General features: G+C 70.8%; 18 protein-coding genes. 5 read left to right on the forward strand and 13 right to left on the reverse strand.

The genetic code is table 11. The features are described 5' to 3' along the window. Positions 1-12: 12 nt before the first annotated feature. The 5 genes from AB7E03_RS06525 to AB7E03_RS06545 all read right to left on the reverse strand — a co-directional run bounded on the left by AB7E03_RS06525 (position 13) and on the right by AB7E03_RS06545 (position 5,400). Complete coding sequence (locus AB7E03_RS06525; RefSeq protein WP_489940359.1) at positions 13-1,272, reverse strand: AI-2E family transporter; 1,260 nt, start codon at positions 1,270-1,272, stop codon at positions 13-15. Positions 1,273-1,372: 100 nt separating this feature from the next. After that, positions 1,373-2,446 (reverse strand): ABC transporter ATP-binding protein, encoded by a 1,074-nt coding sequence (locus AB7E03_RS06530; protein WP_489940361.1) that lies wholly within the window; start codon positions 2,444-2,446, stop codon positions 1,373-1,375. 1 nt (position 2,447) lies between these two features. After that, complete coding sequence (locus AB7E03_RS06535) at positions 2,448-3,302, reverse strand: ABC transporter permease (protein ID WP_489940363.1); 855 nt, start codon at positions 3,300-3,302, stop codon at positions 2,448-2,450. Continuing rightward, on the reverse strand, positions 3,290-4,285 hold the full coding sequence (locus tag AB7E03_RS06540; RefSeq protein WP_489942877.1) for an ABC transporter permease: 996 nt from the start codon (positions 4,283-4,285) through the stop codon (positions 3,290-3,292). Before AB7E03_RS06540 ends, AB7E03_RS06535 begins: the two co-directional genes overlap by 13 nt. Then, complete coding sequence (locus AB7E03_RS06545) at positions 4,264-5,400, reverse strand: ABC transporter substrate-binding protein (protein WP_489940365.1); 1,137 nt, start codon at positions 5,398-5,400, stop codon at positions 4,264-4,266. Before AB7E03_RS06545 ends, AB7E03_RS06540 begins: the two co-directional genes overlap by 22 nt. Positions 5,401-5,539: 139 nt before the next feature. On the opposite strand from AB7E03_RS06545, the gene AB7E03_RS06550 reads away from it, so the two are divergent. Together AB7E03_RS06550 and AB7E03_RS06555 are read left to right on the forward strand one after the other, a co-directional pair. Next, entirely contained in the window at positions 5,540-6,757 is a 1,218-nt protein-coding gene (locus AB7E03_RS06550; protein WP_489940367.1) for a winged helix-turn-helix domain-containing protein, read from the forward strand. A gap of 20 nt (positions 6,758-6,777) precedes the next feature. Further along, a complete protein-coding gene (locus AB7E03_RS06555) occupies positions 6,778-7,218 on the forward strand; it encodes a hypothetical protein (protein WP_489940369.1) in 441 nt (146 codons plus the stop codon). 30 nt (positions 7,219-7,248) lie between these two features. Here the strand turns inward: AB7E03_RS06555 and AB7E03_RS06560 are convergent, their stop codons facing one another. From AB7E03_RS06560 to AB7E03_RS06570, 3 genes are read right to left on the reverse strand one after another with little or no spacing between them, the layout of a single operon-like run. Next, entirely contained in the window at positions 7,249-7,983 is a 735-nt protein-coding gene (locus AB7E03_RS06560) for an ABC transporter permease (protein WP_489940371.1), read from the reverse strand. Beyond that, complete coding sequence (locus tag AB7E03_RS06565) at positions 7,980-8,786, reverse strand: ABC transporter ATP-binding protein (RefSeq protein ID WP_489940373.1); 807 nt, start codon at positions 8,784-8,786, stop codon at positions 7,980-7,982. The genes AB7E03_RS06560 and AB7E03_RS06565 overlap by 4 nt, the downstream gene beginning before the upstream one ends. 33 nt (positions 8,787-8,819) lie before the next feature. Further along, complete coding sequence (locus AB7E03_RS06570) at positions 8,820-9,446, reverse strand: TetR/AcrR family transcriptional regulator (RefSeq protein WP_489940375.1); 627 nt, start codon at positions 9,444-9,446, stop codon at positions 8,820-8,822. Between the two features lie 183 nt (positions 9,447-9,629). On the opposite strand from AB7E03_RS06570, the gene AB7E03_RS06575 reads away from it, so the two are divergent. After that, complete coding sequence (locus AB7E03_RS06575) at positions 9,630-10,196, forward strand: LemA family protein (protein ID WP_489940377.1); 567 nt, start codon at positions 9,630-9,632, stop codon at positions 10,194-10,196. 7 nt (positions 10,197-10,203) lie between these two features. Further along, entirely contained in the window at positions 10,204-11,091 is an 888-nt protein-coding gene (locus AB7E03_RS06580; protein WP_489940379.1) for a M48 family metalloprotease, read from the forward strand. Positions 11,092-11,183: 92 nt separating this feature from the next. Here AB7E03_RS06580 and AB7E03_RS06585 read toward each other — a convergent pair whose 3' ends face one another. The 4 genes from AB7E03_RS06585 to AB7E03_RS06600 are packed head-to-tail and all read right to left on the reverse strand — an operon-like array spanning position 11,184 to position 15,686. Beyond that, positions 11,184-12,497, reverse strand: a complete 1,314-nt coding sequence (locus AB7E03_RS06585) for a D-arabinono-1,4-lactone oxidase (protein WP_489940381.1) — start codon at positions 12,495-12,497, stop codon at positions 11,184-11,186. Beyond that, positions 12,494-13,783, reverse strand: a complete 1,290-nt coding sequence (locus AB7E03_RS06590; protein WP_489940383.1) for a type III PLP-dependent enzyme domain-containing protein — start codon at positions 13,781-13,783, stop codon at positions 12,494-12,496. Before AB7E03_RS06590 ends, AB7E03_RS06585 begins: the two co-directional genes overlap by 4 nt. Beyond that, positions 13,783-15,039 carry an MFS transporter gene (locus tag AB7E03_RS06595; RefSeq protein WP_489940385.1) on the reverse strand — a complete coding sequence of 419 codons (1,257 nt, stop codon included), beginning with the start codon at positions 15,037-15,039 and terminating at the stop codon, positions 13,783-13,785. Before AB7E03_RS06595 ends, AB7E03_RS06590 begins: the two co-directional genes overlap by 1 nt. Further along, positions 15,036-15,686 carry a TetR/AcrR family transcriptional regulator gene (locus AB7E03_RS06600; protein WP_489940387.1) on the reverse strand — a complete coding sequence of 217 codons (651 nt, stop codon included), beginning with the start codon at positions 15,684-15,686 and terminating at the stop codon, positions 15,036-15,038. The genes AB7E03_RS06595 and AB7E03_RS06600 overlap by 4 nt, the downstream gene beginning before the upstream one ends. A 191-nt stretch (positions 15,687-15,877) precedes the next feature. Between AB7E03_RS06600 and AB7E03_RS06605 the strand changes: the two genes are divergently transcribed. Next, on the forward strand, positions 15,878-18,184 hold the full coding sequence (locus AB7E03_RS06605) for an Ig-like domain-containing protein (RefSeq protein WP_489940389.1): 2,307 nt from the start codon (positions 15,878-15,880) through the stop codon (positions 18,182-18,184). Here the strand turns inward: AB7E03_RS06605 and AB7E03_RS06610 are convergent. After that, entirely contained in the window at positions 18,124-18,534 is a 411-nt protein-coding gene (locus AB7E03_RS06610) for a YchJ family protein (RefSeq protein WP_489940391.1), read from the reverse strand. The genes AB7E03_RS06605 and AB7E03_RS06610 overlap by 61 nt on opposite strands. Positions 18,535-18,537 lie beyond the last annotated feature (3 nt).

Here is an 18,537-nt window from a genome sequence, read left to right on the forward strand (position 1 = left end):
GGATGCGGCGGCTCATGCCTTGCCCGGGGGTCTGCGGACGGGCCGCGGGACCGTCTCCCAGATGGCGCGTTCGGGCGGCTCCCACCCGGTCGTAGGCGCATTCCGCCAGGTGCCACGGGAGATGTAGTGCACCATCACGTTGAGTACGGCCACGAACGGCACGGCGAACAGGGCGCCAGGGATGCCCGCAAGGAGCGAACCCGCGGCCACCGCCAGCACGACCGCGAGCGGGTGCACTTTGACCGCGCTCCCCATGATCAGCGGCTGCAGGATGTGTCCCTCGATCTGCTGGACGAGCAGCACGACGCCGAGCATGATGACCGCGAACACCCAGCCTTTGAACACGAGCGCGATGAAGATCGCCACCGCGCCGGTGACGACAGCGCCGACAACCGGGATGAACGACCCGAGGAACACCAGCACCGCGATCGGGATGACGAGCGGCAGGCCGAGGAAGAACGCGCCGAGCCCGATACCGAGCGCGTCGATCGAAGCGACGAGCACCTGCACTTTGGCGAAGTTCCGGAGGGTCACCCAGCCCTGCTTGCCCGCTCCGTCGACCGCCGGCCGCGCCTTCTTCGGGAAGACGCGGACGATCCACCCCCAGATGCTCTTGCCGTCGATGAGGATGAAGATGGTGCTGAACAGGGTCAGCAGCGCTCCGGCGAAGACGTGACCGAGCGTGGAGCCGACCGACAGGGCGCCGGAGAGGAAGACCTGGCTGTCTTGCTGGAAGGACTTGCCGATCGACGCGAAGGCGTTGCTGATCTGGTCCGGGCTGAGTCCCAGTGGGCCCGTGGTGAGCCAGGCCTGCAAGCCGTTGAACGCTTCGACCGACTGCTTCTGGAGCTCGCCGCTCTGGCGCGTGATCTGCCAGATGGCGAGATAGAGCAGCCCGCCGACCACGATGACCAGCGCAATCAGCACAACCACGATGGCCAGCCATTTGGGCCAGCGGTGTCGCACCAGGAAGTCCTTGAACGGCACGAGCAGGGCCGACAGCAGCACGGCGATGAGCACCGGGATGACGATCAGCTTGAGCTGGATGATGAGGAAGATGATCACGGCGATGACCGCCCCGACCACCAGCAGCCGCCACGACCACGCGCCCGCCATCCGCATCCCGCGGGGCACAGCCTCGTCGATGGTCTCGGCGGGCTCGCCAAGCTCGCGGCGGCGGCGCTGGAACCAGGAGCGCGCGGGCGCCTGGTTGGCCGACTCGGCGCCGGGCGCAGTGACGGGCGGCGGGACGGGGCGGTCGGTGTCTGACATGCGTGTCAGTGTAGGCCGCGGGACTTGCGGATCAATGCAGCGCTGGCGGCACGCCAGGCCCCTTCACAGGTGGCGGCCCAGCGTGTATCCGCGGTCGCGGTCACGCGCCCGCGACGGTGCGTTCCGCCACGGTCACCGGCGACCCGGTCAGGCCGAGCTCGACGCGGTCGCCGGGCTCGGGACGCTCGCGCGCACCGTGCTGAAGCGACAGTTCGGTGCCGTCCTCGAGCCGCACCCGCGTGCGGCGCAGCGCCCCCAGGAAGCTCGTGGTGAGCACGACGGCGGGGATGCCGGCGGCCGTGAGCAGCACATCCTCCGGCCGGAGGTAGGCGGTGACCGGGCCGTCCGCCGCCGGGGACGCCAGCGCAACCTCCTGCCCAAGCACCCGCAGCCTGCCGCCGGCGACCGTTCCCTCCACGCGGTTCGTCAGCCCCACGAACTCTGCCACGAACGCCGTCTCCGGGCGGTGGTAGAGCTCCTCCGGGCTGCCGATCTGCTCGATCCGGCCGGCCCGCATGACGGCGACGCGGTCGGCGACGGCGAGCGCCTCCTCCTGGTCGTGGGTGACGAAGAACGTCGTGATGCCGAGGTCGGTCTGAATGCGGCGGATCTCATCCCGCAGCTGCACCCGCACCTTGGCGTCGAGCGCCGAAAGCGGCTCGTCGAGCAGCAGGACGCGCGGCTCCGTCACGAGCGCCCGGGCGAGGGCGACACGCTGCTGCTGGCCGCCGGAGAGCTGGTGGGCGTAGCGGCCGGCGTGGTGGTCGAGTCCGACGAGCTCTAGCGCTTCCGCCGCCCGGCGTCGGCGATCGGCGGGCGCGACTTTCCGCATCCGCAGGCCGAACTCGACGTTCTGGCCGACGGTCAGGTGCGGGAACAGCGAGTACGACTGGAACACCATCCCGAGGTCGCGGCGGCTGGTCGGCTCGTCCGTGACATCGCTGCCGTCGATGAGGATGCTGCCGCTGTCCACCCGCTCCAGGCCCGCCAGCGAGCGCAGGGCGGTCGTCTTGCCGCAGCCGCTCGGCCCGAGCAGGGCGATCAGTTCGCCGGGCGCCGCGACCAGGTCGAACCCGGAGAGCCCGGCTCCACCGCCGAAGTCGCGGACGAGGTCGCGGAGTTCGACCGTCGAGCCGGTGCGGGAGGACAGGAGTGCGGTATCGAGGGCGGTCATGTCAGCCTTTCGCTGGACGCCGGCGACGCACGCTCACGAGGCGGTCGACGACGATGAGGAGGACGAACGCGAACACCAGCGCGAGGAGCGCGAAGATGACCGCGACGAAGGGGTCGGACTGCGACACCAGCAGCAGGGACGTCTGCAGGTTGACGCGGGACAGCAGCGAAGCGATCGTGAACTCGCCGAGCACGACGGCCACCGACAGGGCGGAGGCGGCCAGGATGCCGCGGCGCAGGTTCGGCACGAGCACGGCCGAGAACACCGTCGCCCAGCCTGCGCCGAGGGACCGCGCCGCCTCGCTGAGGGTGATCATGTCGACGGCCGCGACGTTGCTCTGGATCGCGCGATAGGCGTACGGCAGCACGGTGATGCCGTAGGCGAAGGCGAGCGTCCAGGCGCCCGACCCGAAGACCTCGGTGACGACCGCGTACGTCGGGGCGAGGCCCACCACCATGACGATCGCCGGGATCATGATCGGCAGCAGGCAGACCGCCTCCAGCAGCCGCCGGAGCTTCGGGAACCGTAGCTCGACGAGCACGATCGTCGGAAGCAGCACCAGCAGCACGATGGCGACCGTCACGACGGCCAGCACCAAAGAGTTGCCGAGACCCTGGTACACGCGGTCGTAGCGTGTGGTCTCGCCCGAGAAGACGGCAACCCAGCGGTCGAAGTTGTAGACACCGGGCTTTGCGGTGCGGAGGGTGAACTCCACCATCGAGAACAGCGGGATGAGGAAGAAGAGCCCGAGCACGGTCCAGATGACCGCGCGGACGGCCGGCCCCGGCCCCAGCCGGAGCTCCGGCGCACGACGGCGGCGCGGCCGTGCCTCGACGGCGCGGCTCATCGCTGCCACCTCGCCGTGCGGCGGACCAGCGCCGAGTAGCCGAGCATGACGACGACCATGACCAGCAGCATCCCGAGGGCCATCGCTCCCGCCAGGTTGGCGCGACCGAGCACGGTCTCGCTGATCAGCGCCTGCCGGATCTGCAGCGAGACGATGTTGTTCGCCTGACCGACCAACGCAGCGGCGGTCGCGTACGAGGAGAACGCGTTGGCGAAGAGCAGCAGCAGGCTGCCGAGGAACGAGGGCAGCAGGATGGGACCGCCCACGCGCGTCCAGTAGGTCCACCGGCTGCCGCCGAGGGTCGCCGTCGCCTCCAGCCACTGGGGTCGCAGACCCTCCAGCGCCGGCAGGAAGGTGATCACCATCAGCGGGATCTGGAAGTAGAGGTACGGCAGGATGAGCCCGGGAACGGTGTACAGCCAGACGCCGTTCTCGTAGATGTTGATGTGGGCGAAGTTCCGCAGGAGCACGGTGACGAGTCCCTGCGCGCCGATCGTGGCGATGAACGCGAAAGCGAGCATGACGCCGCCGAACTGGGCGAGGACGCTGCTGGCCGAGTCGACCAGCGAGCGTGCCACCCCGCCGGGGCGGGAGCGGAGCATGGCGAAGCAGAGCGCTGCGCCGGCGATCGCGCCGACCACCGCGGTCACCGCAGACAACCAGAAGGCGCCGAAGAAGGAGCCGGCGATGGCCGGCTCGGCGAGGCCCGTGAGGTTCGACCAGGTGAAGCGGCCCGCGTAATCCACGAAGCCGCTGCCGACCGCGACCACGGTCGGCACCGCCAGGAACACCACGACGTAGAACGCGAAGGGCGTCAGGCCGAGGACGGCCGCGATGCCCCGGCGGCGCCTGCGGGTGCGCTCGGCGGGTGGTCTGGCCGACGACGGCTGCCGCCGGGTCTCCGTGACGGAGACTCCGGCGGCAGCGCGCTCGACCGCCGGCGCCGCAGCGCCTGTGACGGTCTCGGTCATCAGCCGACCGCGTTGGCCCAGGTGGAGCTGAGCAGCGTGCCGGCGTCGGTGGCCTGCTTGTCGGTCATGACGGCGACCTCGTCCAGCTTGCCCGGGAACTCGTCCTTATCGAGCGTTCCGGCCTTCTCCATGGCGTCGACGCGCGCCGGGTAGGCGCCGCCCTTCAGCCAGGCGTTCTGGGCTGCGTCACTGTAGAGGTACTCCTCCCAGAGGCGCGCGGCCGCGGGGTGCGGGGCGTCCTTGTTGATGGCCTGGTTGTAGTAGCCGACGTACGCGGTGCCCGGGAGCACGACGTACTTCCAGTTCACGCCGCCGCCCTTGATGGTGTCGGAGGTGGCGTAGCCCTTCTGGTTGAACGACCAGTCGAGCAGCACAGGGGTCTCGCCCGAGGCGATGGTGTTCGGCTTGCCGTCGGCGGCGTTCCAGTTGCCCGCCTTCTTCAGCTTCGCGAACCAGTCCACGCCCGGCTTCAGGTCGTCGAGCGTCCCGCCGTTCTGCAGGCTGGCATAGGCGACGGCGCCGGCTGCGGCGGCCGCCTGGGTCGGGTTTCCATTGAGCGCGACGGCTCCCTTGAACTCCGGCTTCAGGAGGTCGTCGAACGACTTCGGCGCGGTCTTGATCTTGTTGGCGTCGTAGCCGACCGCCATGACGCCGTAGTAGCCGACCTTCCAGAGGCCGTCCTTCTCCTTCTGGGCCTCAGGGATGTCGTCCCAACCGGTCGGCTTGTAGGCCGCGAAGTACTGCGTGTTCGCGAGGGCCACGGACGAGCCGATGTCGAAGGTGTCCGGAGCCGTGTCCTGGCCCTTGAGCTTCTTCGCGGCGTCGATCTCCTCCTGGCTGGAGGCGCTGTCCTGGCTCGGGTTGATCGTGATGCCGTACTTCTTGGTGAAGCCGTCGAAGATCTCCTGGTAGTTCGCCCAGTCGCCGGGCGTCGCGATGATGTTGAGGCTGCCCTCCTTCTTCGCGGCGGCGACCAGCGCATCCATCCCGCCGGCCGACGTAGCGTCGGTGGCGGTGGCGATCGCGGCGGAGTCGGTGGTGCTGGCGTTCGCGCCGCCGGAGCAGGCGGACAGCGAGAGTGCGACGACGGCGGCCACGGCGGCGAAGCCTGCGACACGTGCGCGCTTGTTGATCACGGGTTCCTCCAGTGCAAGGTGTCGCCCGGGCGGAGCGCCCGGACGTCGTCACGCTAGAAAGGCCAGACGTCCGGCCGGTCGCGTGCCGGTGACGGGATGATGAACGTCGAGTGTCCGAGGTTGTCGATAAGGTCGAGCCGTGGTCGAACAGGTCTCCCCCGCGCTCGCGCGACGCATCGCGCTCGCCGCGCAAGGTTTCGGGAGGCCGCGGCCGGCCGTCGTCGGCACGCGGCAGCTGAACGGGCTCATCGACCGGCTGGGGCTCCTCCAGATCGACTCCGTCAACGTGTTCGAGCGCAGCCACTACCTCCCCGCGTTCGCACGCCTGGGCGGGTACGACCGCACGCTGCTCGACCGGCTGACCTTCGACGCACGCGGACCGCACACCGAGTACTGGGCGCACGAGGCCGCCTTCATGCGCAAAGAGGACTGGCCGCTGTTCGCCTGGCGGATGCGGGAATACCGCAAGAGCTACGGCGGCGCGGGCAGTTGGTACGAGGTCAACGAAAGCACCGTCGACTGGCTGCGCGGTGAGCTCGCGGCCAACGGGCCGCTGCTGGCGGGCGAGATCGAACACGACGCGAACTACCGCACCGGCCCCTGGTGGGGATGGTCGGAGGTCAAACGCGCGCTCGAGCGCATGTTCCTGTTCGGCGAAGTGGCCATCGCGGGCCGGACGCGCTTCCAGCGCCGGTACGCCCTCACGGCCGACGTGCTGCCCGCGTGCATCCTCGACCGCACGGTGAGCGACGAGGACGCCATCCGCGAGCTGCTCCGTCGCGCCGCTGTCGCGCACGGTATCGGCACCGCCCGCGACTTCGCCGACTACTACCGGATCAAGGGCCCGCGCGTCGCCGTCGCGCTGCAGGAGCTCGAGGATGCGGGCGAGCTCGTCCCGGTGCAGGTCCCGGGCTGGGAGAGCGCGGGCCGACCGGTGCGCGTCTGGATGCACCGCGACGCCCGCAAGCCGCGGCAGCTCGAGGCCGCCGCGCTGCTGTCGCCGTTCGACCCGGTGGTCTGGTACCGCGACCGGGCGCTCCGGATGTTCGGCTTCCACTACCGCATCGAGATCTACACTCCCGCCCCGAAGCGGGTGTTCGGCTACTACTCGCTGCCGATCCTCCTCGACGACGCCCTGGTCGGCCGCATCGACCTGAAGAGCGACCGGCAGGCGGGGGTGCTGCGCATCCAGTCGGCATGGACGGAACCGGGAGCGCCGCCCGCGACGCTGGACCGCCTCCTGCCGCTGCTCGCGGCTACGGCGGCCTGGCAGGGGCTGGAGCGCGTGGAGGTCGCAGAGGGCGCCCGCGGAGACCTCGCGCCGCTGCTCGCGACCGCGCTCGCAACACCGCTCTAGCGGGGAGTAGGGTGCGGTTCATGACGTCACCGCTGGACTATTTGGACGAGGACGGGGCCGACGAGGCCGACTACGAATCGCCGATGCGCGAGCTGTACGCCTACCGCGACGGCGACACCTGGCTCGACGGCATCGTCACCGGGGTGAAGCCGCACGGCGCGGCGGACGGCCGGACCCTCGTGCAGTTCGACGAACGGCTCTGGGTGCCGGCACACGAGGTGAGGCGGTCGGACCACTACATCGCGGTGCTCCTGAACCCCGACTCCGAGGTCTATGCGGAAGTGATCCAGTCGTTCGTCGACGGCTCGCCGAAGGAGAGCATCCGCGACGTCTCGATCGTCGGCGGTGACAACGTCGGCACCGAGTGGCGAGCGATAGACGAACCGCAGACCGGCACCCGCGTCCGCTACCGCTACACGGGCACCGCCGAGCTGCAGGTGCCGGACGAGGCGACGGCGTAGCCGCAGCGAGGTCCTCCCGATCGCCGGCCGTCAGGCCGTCCGGCGCTGGAGGGTGAGGGCGCCGAGGATGACGGCGGCAAGCGCGAACGCGCCCAGGATGAGCAGCTGGCCGCCCACGTAGGCGGCGTCGTGTGTGTCGCCTGCGACGGCGTTGAGCGCATCCACCGCGTGCGACAGCGGAAGCCAGTCGCTGATCTCGCGGAGGCCCGCCGGCAGGTCGTCGCGCGGGAGGAAGATGCCGCCGAGCAGGATCTGCGGGAAGACCAACAGCGGCATGAACTGCACCACCTGGAATTCCGTGCGGGCGAACGCGCTCGCGAACAGACCCAGCGTGCTGCCGAGCACCGCATCCACCACCGCGACCGCGACGAGTAGCCAGGGGTCTCCCTTCACGTCGAGACCGCACACCCAGATCGCGTACGCCGAGGCGATGAGCGCCTGGACGATCGCGATCAGCCCGAAGGCGATCGTGTAGCCGAGGATGAAGTCGCCGCGGCCGAGTGGCATGGACAGCAGCCGCTCCAGCGTGCCCGTGCGGCGCTCGCGCAGGGTTGTGATCGAGGTGACCAGGAACATCACGATGAACGGGAACAGCGCCAGAATGGCCGGACCGATCGTCTGGAACACCGGGGTGTCGGTGAAGATCCAGGCGACCAGGCCGATGAGCAGGCTCGGCACCACCAGCAGCAGCACCACGGTGCGCGGGTCGTGCCGGATCTGGGTGAGGACGCGGCCCGTGGTCGCGAGCGTCCGGGTCGGGTTCATCGTGACTCCTCCTCCGCCTCGGGCAGAGCGTGTCTCGCCTGATGGCGGCGGAGCAGCGCGAGGAAGGCGCCCTCCGCGTCGGCGGCCCCCGTCTCGGCGAGCAGCTGCGCGGGTGTCGCGTCGGCGAGCACCGCTCCCTCCCGCATCAGGATGAGACGGTCGCAGCGGGTCGCCTCGTCCATCACGTGGCTGGAGACCAGCAGGCTCGTGCCGGCGTCGGCGAGGCGGTGGAACAGGCCCCACAGTTCGACCCGCAGCAGTGGGTCGAGCCCCACGGTCGGTTCGTCGAGCACGAGCAGGTCGGGCGAGCCGAGCAGTGCGGCGGCGAGGGAGACGCGGCTGCGCTGTCCGCCGGAGAGGGTGGAGACGAGCCGGCCGGAGTGCTCGTTCAGGTCGGTCGCACTGATGGCCCGATCCACGTCGTCGCGCCCGGCGCCGAGCACCCGGCGGAAGTAGTCCAGGTTCTGGCGGATCGTCAGGTCGTCGTAGACGCTCGCGGCCTGCGTGACGTAGCCGACGCGGTGACGCAGCACGGCCGAGCCGGCGGGCTGGCCGAGCACCGTCACCGTCCCGCCCTTCACCTTTTGCACGCCGACGATCGCGCGCATCAGGGTCGTCTTGCCGCATCCACTCGGCCCTAGCAGCCCGACGACCTGCCCGCGCGGGATGTGCAGGTCGAGGTCCGGGATGACGTCGGTCCGACCCCGGCGAACCCGCAGCCCCTCGATCGCCACGGCGGGCTCGAGCGCAGCGTCGACCGTCGTGTCGGCCGTCGCACCGGCACCATCCCGCGAATTCATCATGTGCTGAATTATTCGCCTGCCGGCGCCCTCCCGTCAAGACACCGGTGTGCCCGGCCCTCCGAACAGGTGGTACTGGAGCACGGGGCCCACACGGCGCACCAGCTCGTCGGCCGGAGCGGTCGCGATCGGCTCCACCTGCAGCCCGTAACGCGTCATCATCACCCCGACCAGCTGGGAGGCGGCGAGCTCGGCCCGCAGGGTCGCATCCGGCTCGTCGGAGAGTGCGGCGAGCTTGGAGAGCACCTCGCGCGTCAGGAACTCTCGTACCATCCGGGTTCCCGGTCCGCTGCCGAGGACCGTGCGCAGGATGACGACGATGCGCCGGGCCGACTTCTCGTCATCCAGCTGCTCCAGGAGGTAGCGCACCAGCGACTCCCCCACCGCATCGCGAGGACCGGCGAGCACGATCTCGAGCATGCGGTCCGGGCGCAGCGGCGCCTCCAGAGTGGCCGCGAACAGGTCGGCCTTGCCGTCGAAGTAGTGGTGGACGAGCGCCGAGTCGACGCCCGCGCGCCGGGCGATGGCCCGGAGCGATGCGGCCTCGTACCCGCGCTCGGCGAACTCCTCGGCCGCGGCGCGGAGGATCCCTGTGCGCGCCGAACCCGTCCCGCGTTCTTTGCGCGGCCGTCCGGGACGCCGGCGCTCAGCCACCTCGCTCACGCCCCCATTGTGCACCCGGACGCGTACACGGGTCTCGCGCGGCCGATTGCCGGCGCCTATCCGCGGGCCACGTGCTTGCTTCGAGTGTGATGGGAACGCCGTGGGAGCCGCCTCCCCCGAAGCTAGGATGTCGACAACGCATCTGCGTCACCCGAGGCTTGGCACACAAGGAGTTCTGCGAACATGGAATGGCTCATTCCGGTCATCATCGTCGTCGTGATCGTGGCGATCATCGGGATCTACCTCTGGGCCACCTACAACTCCCTCGTCACGCTGAAGGTGCGCGTCGACGAGGCGTGGAGCGACATCACGGTGCAGCTCAAGCGTCGTGCCGACCTCATCCCGAACCTCATCGAGACGGTGAAGGGCTACGCGGCGCACGAGAAGGGCGTCTTCGAGTCCGTCACCCAGGCGCGCGCCGAGACACTGTCCGCGCAGGGCCCCGGTGAGGCATCCGTGGCCGAGGGCCACATGCAGACGGCGCTGAAGAGCATCTTCGCGGTGGCGGAGGCCTACCCGCAGCTGCAGGCGAGCCAGAACTTCCTCCGGCTCCAGGCCGACCTCGTCGACACCGAGGACAAGATCCAGGCGTCGCGCCGGTTCTACAACGGCGGCGTGCGGGAGTTCAACACCAAGATCAAGGTGTTCCCCAACAACATGTTCGCCCGACGTCTGGGCTTCACCGAGCGCGAGTTCTTCGAGGTCGACAACCTCGCCGCGATCGCTGAGCCCCCGCGCGTCCAGTTCTAGGGCGTAAATGTACAGGGCGATCGCCAGGAACAAGCGCAACACCGTCTTCATCATCCTGCTGTTCCTGGTCCTCATCGGTGCGCTCGGATGGCTGGCGGCGTACATCTACCAGAGCTACACGATCCTCGTCGTCGTGCTCGTCGGAGCGGTGCTCTACGCCGTCTTCCAGTACTACCTGGCGAGCAGTCAGGCGCTGAGCATGTCGGGCGCGGTCCCGATCACGAAGGCAGACAACCCGCGGCTCTGGAACGTCGTCGAGAATCTGTCGATCACGACCGGCACCCCGATGCCCGCCGTCTACGTCGTGAACGACCCAGCACCTAACGCTTTCGCGACCGGGCGTGACCCGCAGCACGCGTCGGTCGCCGCGACCACGGGGCTCCTCGACATCATGACCGACGCCGAGCTCGAGGGCGTCATGGCGCACGAGCTCGGGCACGTCCGCAACTACGACATCCGGCTCGGGATGATCGTCTTCGGGCTGACGGTCGCGATCGGCTTCATCGCCGACATCTTCCTGCGCATGGCGTTCTTCGGCGGCAACCGCAATAACAACAACAACGGCGGCGGGAACCCCATGGTGCTGGTCTTCGGCCTGATCGCCGCGATCGTGGCCCCGCTGGTCGCCACGCTGGTGCAGCTCGCCGTCTCGCGGCAGCGGGAGTACCTGGCCGACGCGACAGGCGCGATGACCACCCGGCATCCGGATGCGCTGGCCAGCGCCCTCCTGAAGCTCGAGGCGTACGGCCGGCCGATGCGCAAGCAGAACTCCTCGATGGCGCACCTGTGGATCAACGACCCGCTGAAGCCGGGCGTCATGGCGCGACTGTTCTCGACGCATCCCCCCATCCCCGAGCGCGTCGAGCGCCTGGAGAAGATGGGCAGCACCTTCTAGCCGTCGGCCGTCGCGTGCGCGCCCTCGCGTCGCGTGCGCGCCCGCGCGCCCCGCGGCCGACGTTACACGGGGGCGCGGTCGCGCGCACTGAGCTAGGGGCCGAGGACGCGGCGGAGGTAGGCGTTCTCGAAGCGGCGCTCCGGGTCCAGGCGGTCGCGCACGGCGAGGAAGTCGTCGAAGCGCGGGTACACCGTCCGCAGGGAGTCCGCATCCTGACGGTGCAGCTTGCCCCAGTGCGGCCGGCCCTCGTTCGCGACCATGATCTCCTCGACCGCCGAGAAGTACTCGCGGTGGTCCTCGCGGTAGTAGCGGTGCACCGCGATGTAGCCGGTCTCGCGCCCGTACGCGGTCGACAGCCAGTTCTCGTCGGGAGCAGCGCTGCGCACCTCGATGGGGAACGAGATGCGCCAGCCGCGACGCTCGATCAGCGACCGCACCTCGGCGAGCGCCTCGGGCACCGCCTCCCGCGGCAGCGCGTACTCCATCTCCCGGAACCGCACGGTGCGGTTGGTGACGAACACGCGCGGCGAGTGGTCGGTGAAGTCGCGGTTGCCGGTGAGGCGCTGCGCGAGCCGGCTGAACGGCGGGATGACGGCGGGCGCGACCGTCCCGAGCGCGCACACTCCCCGGTACACGCCGTTGGCCAGCAGCTCGTCGTCGATCCAGCGGCCGACGCTGGGCAGCGGCGCACGCCCGGCGGTGAGCGGGAGCCGGGTGTTCGTCTTGGTCAGCGCGGTCTCGGTGTGCGGGAACCAGTAGAACTCGAAGTGGTCCTCCCCCGCCGAGCGCTCGACGTAGCTCTCGAGCGTCGCATGCAACGGTTCCGGTCGCTCGACCGCCTGCAGGAGGTAGGCGGGCACGCACTGGATGGTCACGTCCACGATGACGCCGAGAGCGCCCAACCCGAGGCGGGCGGCAGGCAGCAGCTCGGCGTTCTCGGTCTCGTCGATCCGCAGCAGCTCGCCGGTGCCGGTGACGAGGGTGAGGCCGACGACCTGCGTCGCCAGGCCGCCGAAGGAGCCTCCGGTACCGTGGGTGCCTGTCGAGGTGGCACCTGCGATGGTCTGCCGGTCGATGTCGCCCATGTTCGTAAGCGCCAGCCCGTGCGGACGCAGCAGCTGCGGGAGCTGGTGGAGATGCGTCCCCGCCGCGAGCGTCACCCGACCGCGCTCGAGGTCGATATCCACGATCCCCGTCAGATCTTCCAGGTCGAGCTGGACGCCGGGGGCGACGGCGATGCCGGTGAAGCTGTGTCCGGCGCCGACCGCTTTGATCCGCATCCCCTTGGCGGCGGCCGCCTGCACCGCGCGCTGCACCGCTTCGGGCGTCGCAGGCCGTTCGACGCGTTGCGGGCGCACGGCCTCCGTCCGGCCCCAGTTGCGCCAGAGCCCTCCCGCTGCGGTCACAGGAAGAGCCTGCCGTCGCCGCGGTAGGTCGCCGCGACACCGACCACGCGAGCGCGACCGTCGATCGTGTCCACGAGCTGGAACCCGTCGAGGTGCTCGCTCAGCTCGCCGGACTTGGTGTGGCGCAGCCAGACCCGGTCGCCGATGCGCATCACCGCGGCCGCGGCTCCCGTCAGCGGCGTCTGCACCTCGCCGGCCATTTCCCGCGCCACCATCGACACCCCGGTCGGCCACTCCACCTTCGGGAGCCGGTCGGGTCCGGGAGGGCCGGAGGCGATCCAGCCGCCGCCGAGCAGCACGGCGGTCTCGGCGTTCGGCCGGCGCACCACCGAGAGTGCGAAGGAGGCGGCAGGCGCGGGATGGAAGGACCGGTAGGTATCGAACAGATGCCCGCCGAACAGTCCGCTGCCGGCGGCGACCTCGGTGACCGACTCGTCGGAGGCGGTGAATTCGATCGAGCCGGTCCCTCCGCCATTCACGAACTCGAGGTCGGCGAGGCCGCGCACCGCCGCCACCGCCTCCCCGCGCCGGCTGAGCAGCTCCTCGCACGAGTTCTTCTGCACCCAGCGGAGGGTCGCGCCCCACGCGGGCTTTCCGGGCGGGTTGTCGCCCTGGCCCGCGATCTGCGCCTCGTACGCCATCATCCCGACCAGCGCGAAGCCCGGGCGACGCACGATCTCCTCGGCGACGGTGCGAACGGATCCGGCCGAGTAGAGCGGCGAGCGGAACACGCCGACATGGCCGAGCACCGGGGCGAGCCACGATGCGTCGAGCTCCAGGCACAGCCGGATGGTCTCGCGCTGTGCGGGCGGGACCACCGAATCGATGAAGTCCAGGTGCGCGACCGAGTCGACCATCAGGGTCACCCGCGCGGCCAGCTCCGGGGAGGCGGCCAGTCGGGCGATGGCCGCGCGGTCGGCCGTCGGGTAACCGACCACCACATCCTCGATCGGCGGATGCTCGGCGTCGCCCTCGGCCAGCCAGAGGGCCTCAGGGAGGGTGTACGCGAGAACGCCCGCGTACCCGGGAAGGGCGAGCACCGCATCCATCACCGAGCGGACGCGCACCGACTTGGAGGCGACCCGGATCGCTTTCGGCGCTCGCCCCGGCGCTGCAGCCCGCCGCAGCATGTCGTGCGCGTTGTGGCGGAGCGCCGGCAGGTGCAGCACTCCCAGCGGCGGATCGAGCCGGGTGGTCGCCGCCGACAACGACGGCCAGAACACGTCCGGAGTCGTCCAGGTGCGCTCGGAGGCGACAGGAGGGGTGGACAGGTCGAGGTCGGTCACTACCGCACCGCTTTCACTCGGGCGACCGCGAGCGCGCCGGCGAAGGCGAACACGGCCGAGAGGACGAAGAGACCCGCGAAGCCGCCCAGGGCCGCGACGATCAGCGCCCCGAACAGCGGCGCCACCGCCTGCGGCACCGCGAGGGCGATGTTCATGATGCCGAGATCCTTGCCCCGGTTCTCGGCGTCGGGCAGCACCTGGGTGGCGAGCGCCTGATCCACCGAGAGGAAGCAGCCGTAGCCGATCCCGAGCAGACCTGCGGCGACGATCGCGACCGACAGCTGCGGTACGAAGGCGAGCAGCAGCGCCGCGATGCCCTGAACCGCGGAGGAGGCGAACACGAACGCCTTCCGCCGCCCGAGCCGGTCGGACAGGCGCCCGAGCACCAGCGACGCGACGATCACGAACACCATGTAGACGAGGATCAGGATGAGCAGGTCGTCATCCGCATTCGGGTCGCGGAGCCCGAACTCGAGGAAGTAGAGCAGCAGGGACGTGCCGAACGCGTTGCCGAAGTTGACGAGCACCCGGCTGAGCAGGGTCCAGCCGAAGTCGGGATGCTCGCGCGGACTGATCCACAGCCCCTCGATGACGCCGCGCATCGTCATCCGCTCCCGCAGCTCGCGCGGCAGCACCGCATCCGGCAGGAAGAGGAAGGGCAGCACGAGGACAAGCAGCAGCACGGCCATTGCCGTGTAGCCGATGAGGGCCCCGGTGAAGACGTACGTCACGAGCGCGACGCCGAGGATGATGCCGATGGCTTGCGGTGCGCTGATCCAGCCGCTGACGTAGCCTCGCTGGTCGACGGGCACCTGGTCGCTGATCGTCGCCGTGAGGGCGGCGGTGAGGATGCAGAAACCGGTGAGTGCGAGCGACCAGAACACGCCCATCCCGACCAGGGTGCTCTGCAGCCCGAGCAGTACGAGCGAGATGGCGAACACCACTGCGCCCGCGGCGATCCATGGCCGGCGGCGCCCGAACCGGCTGGTGGTGCGGTCGGAGAGCGCGCCGGTCAGCGGGTAGGCGATGATCGCGCAGACGCCGGAGATGCCCGAGATCACGCCGAACGCCATGACGTTCTGCACCCAGTCGGTGGTGTTCAGCTGGGTCTGCACCTGGTCGGGCAGGAGCTTCTGGATGGGCGCGAGCTGCGCCATCCACACCCCCAGCCAGCCGACGGCGAAGGCGGCGATCCACCGGCCGGGAACCTTGCGGACCGGCTCGGCGAAGACCGCCGGCGTCGTGGTGTTCGTCATCGTGCACCTGCGTTCGTCGAGGGGCGGGTGGCGGATCCGGCTCGCGCCGGGGTCGTGAGGGCGGCCAGCGCGTCCGCGCAGACATCCATGACGGCGGCCGCGGCGGTGTCGTCGCGAGTGACCAGCCAGGCGACTGTCAGACCGTCGGTGAACGAGACCAGGATGCGCGCGATCTCGTCGAGGGGACGCATCCACTCGCTCCCGGTGAGCGCTGCGACCTCGGCCGCGGCGTGCGCGGCGACCTCGTGGTAGCGCGCGTACTGCCGCCGCGCCAGCGGTCCGAAGCCGGGCTCGCGGAGCGCCCACTGGGTCAGCTCGAACATCGCCTTCTCGCGGTCGGGGTCGGCGCGCACGCCGTCGAAGTAGCGCTGGAGGGCGAGGCGGATCGCGTCCCGCATCCGGATCGCCTCGCTGCCGGCCGCGAGCGCGGGGGCGAAGTCGGTCTGCTCGCCCTGCACCGCCGCCTCGATCAGTTCGGCCATCAGTTCGTCGCGCGAGGAGAAGACGTAGTGGAAGCTCGCCAACGGCATTCCCGCCTCGGCGACGATGCGACGCGTGGTCGCCGCAGCGACGCCGTCCCGGGCGATCACCCGCAGCGCGGCCTGCACCAGTGCGGTGCGGCGGTCTGCGACCGGGATGCGCGTCATCCGGACTCCTGAAGGCTCTGCCGCGCACCGTCGCACGGGAGAAAGTGGGACACCTGACCCAGATCACAGTATGCCGTAAATGTGGCGATCCGTTTGACAGCGGAGTGCCGTACCCCCTGGAATGGGGTGGAATGCGGGGATTTACGAGCGACGTGTCACCACCAGTCCGGCCACGGGGGTCTATCGGGCTGGTGTCTCTTGCGACCGTCGCCGCCGTCGCCGCGCTTCTCCTCAGCGCCGTCGGCCTGATCGGGACAGCGCCTCCCGCCTCCGCCTCGCCCGCCGCCTCCGCACGGCAGCCCGCAGTCACCTCGTCAGCATCCGCTTCCGCAGCATCCCGTTCCGCAGCATCCCGTTCCGCAGCAGCCCGTTCCGCAGCATCCAGTTCTCCCGGCACCGTCCGTCCGGCCGCACCACCCACCGCGGCCGCATCCGCCCCCACCGACTCCGCCTCCCCGTCCGACACCCCGTCGCCGCCGCCCACTCCGCAGCGGCCCGTGCTCGACGACCTGCCGAACGGTCTCGTCCGGTCGTTTCCGATCACCGTCTCCGGCTCCGGAACCCCCGGCGACGTGATCGACGTCTCCGGCGGCTCGTCACCGGGCGCCGCCGAGAGCTGCCGTGAGACCGTCGGCGACGACGGCCACTGGAGCTGCGCGCTGCAATCGCTCCCCGACGGACCCGGAGTGCCGGTGCGCGCCGAGTCCGCCACCGGCGGCGGCGCCGACAGCGGACGAGTGGATGTGCTCCGCCCGCCGGTCATCGCCGGCGACGGCGTCGTCGCCACCGGCGGCGGGGTCCGCGGCACCGCCTACCCGGGCGCCCGGGTGACCGTCACGGCCGAGACCGGCGCGAGTTGCACGTTCCCGGCCGACTCCAACGGCGCCTGGGCATGCGTGCTGAGCGGTAACCTGCCCGACGGGCGCCACAGCGTCACGGCGACGCAACTGGCCGGGTTCTCTTCCCAGCGCTCCGGCAGCAGCGCCCGGGTCCCGATCGAGGTGGACCGCACGGCGCCGGCGGCACCCGGCATCACGACACCGGCGGGCGGCGCCTCCGTGCGCGCCGGCGAGCCGGTCGCCTTCGGCGGCAGCGGCGAGACCGGGGCGCACGTCACCCTCTACGCGTCGACGTCGCAGGGCGCCTCCGTCGTCTGCGCGGCCACTGTCGCGGGCGGCTCCTGGGCCTGCCAGGGCGCCCTCCCGGCGGGCGGCTACACGCTCTCCGCGCTGCAGCGCGACGCTGCAGGCAACGTGAGCCCCGGGAGCAACGTCATCGCTCTGACCGTCGCGGCGGCCGCCGCTGCGCCCGCGCCATCCCCGACGCGCACGCCCAGCCCCTCTGCCACGCCCGCGCCTGTCCCGGCCGCGCCGGGTGCCGTGCCGCCCCGGCTCACCGCTCCACGCGACACCGACGACTGGATCGCGACGCCCTTCTCGACCGCGTCGGCTCCCGTCGTCTCGACGGCGTCACTGCCCGGGTGGATGCGCTCCGCGGGACTCGCGGTGGCCGCCATCCTGCTTCTCGTGCTCCCTGCGCGCCTGCTGACCGTCGCCCTCGCGCGCGGCCGCTCGGGCACGGGCCGACGACGCAGCGTGTCCGTCTTCGGCCGCAACCGGCCCCGGTCGGAGATGTCCGATGCCTCGCCGCTGTTCGGTGGCGTGAGGAAGCCGCCGGTCGCCGCATCCGCTGCCGCCACTGCGGCGGGAACCGCCGCAGCCACCTCTGCGACCCGGCAGCCCGCGTGGCTCGCCCCTCTGGTCGCCGCGGCTTCCGCCCTGCTCGTCACCCTGTCCACTCCCCTGCCCGACGCGGCCGCGTTCGGGAGGGTGCTGCTCGCGGTGACGATCGCGGTCGCCGCGGTCAATGCCGTCTGGCTGCTCGCCGGGCGCGGCCTCGCGCCGCACCTGGGGTTGCCCATCCCGCGGGTGGTCGTCCGTCCCGGTCTGCTGATCGTCGTGGCCGTTGCGGCGATCGGATCGCGACTGATCGGCCTCTCCCCCGCTCTGCTGTTCGCTCTCGTCGTCGGCCTCTCCCTCGGCCCGCACGCCGGCCGGGTGCGGCGTGGCCGCATCGCGGCCGTGCAGCTCTCCGCGGTGGCGGCCCTCGGCGTTCTGGCATGGCTGACCGTCGGACTGATCGGAGCGCCCACGAACGCTTTCAGTGCCTTCCTTCTCGAACTCGCGAACGCGCTGGCCCTCGTCGGCATCGGCTCCGCCGCCGTGATGCTGCTGCCCCTCGGCGGGCTGGCGGGCCGGGCCGTCGCGCAGTGGTCGCGCTGGCTGTGGACCGGGCTGAGCCTCGTGGTCTACACCGTGCTGTTCGCCCTGCTGCTGCCGGTCGCCTCCCTCGTCGAGCGCGGCGTCGGCGTCATCCTGATCGTCGGACTCGCGGTCGGCTTCGCGGCGGCCAGCGTCGCGGTCTGGCTGTGGGAGCGTTACGTGGCGCCGGCGCTCGATCGCTCCGGCCCCGACGACGGCGTCAACGCCTCCACGTAGAACCAGTCGCCGCCCTCGCGCACGAAGCGGGACACCTCGTGGAGGCTGCCGCGCTCGGCCCCCTTGAAGTGCGCGACGAACTCGACGATGCCCTCGCGGTCGAACGGCCCTCCCCGCTCGGTGCGTTCGACATCGAGCCGGTACCACCGCAGGCCCGGGTCGAGGCCCAGCTCGGTCGGCCGGGTGGAGGGATGCCAGCTGCGCAGCAGGTAGTCGGCGTCACCGAGGGCGAACGCGCTGAACCGCGACCGCATGAGCCGTTCGGCGCTCGGTGCCGGCGTCCCGCGGTGCAACGGACCGCAGCACGCGTCGTACGTCTCTCCGCTGAGGCAGGGGCACCGGAAGGTCACCCG

It is taken from the genome of Leifsonia sp. RCC_180, from assembly GCF_058138205.1.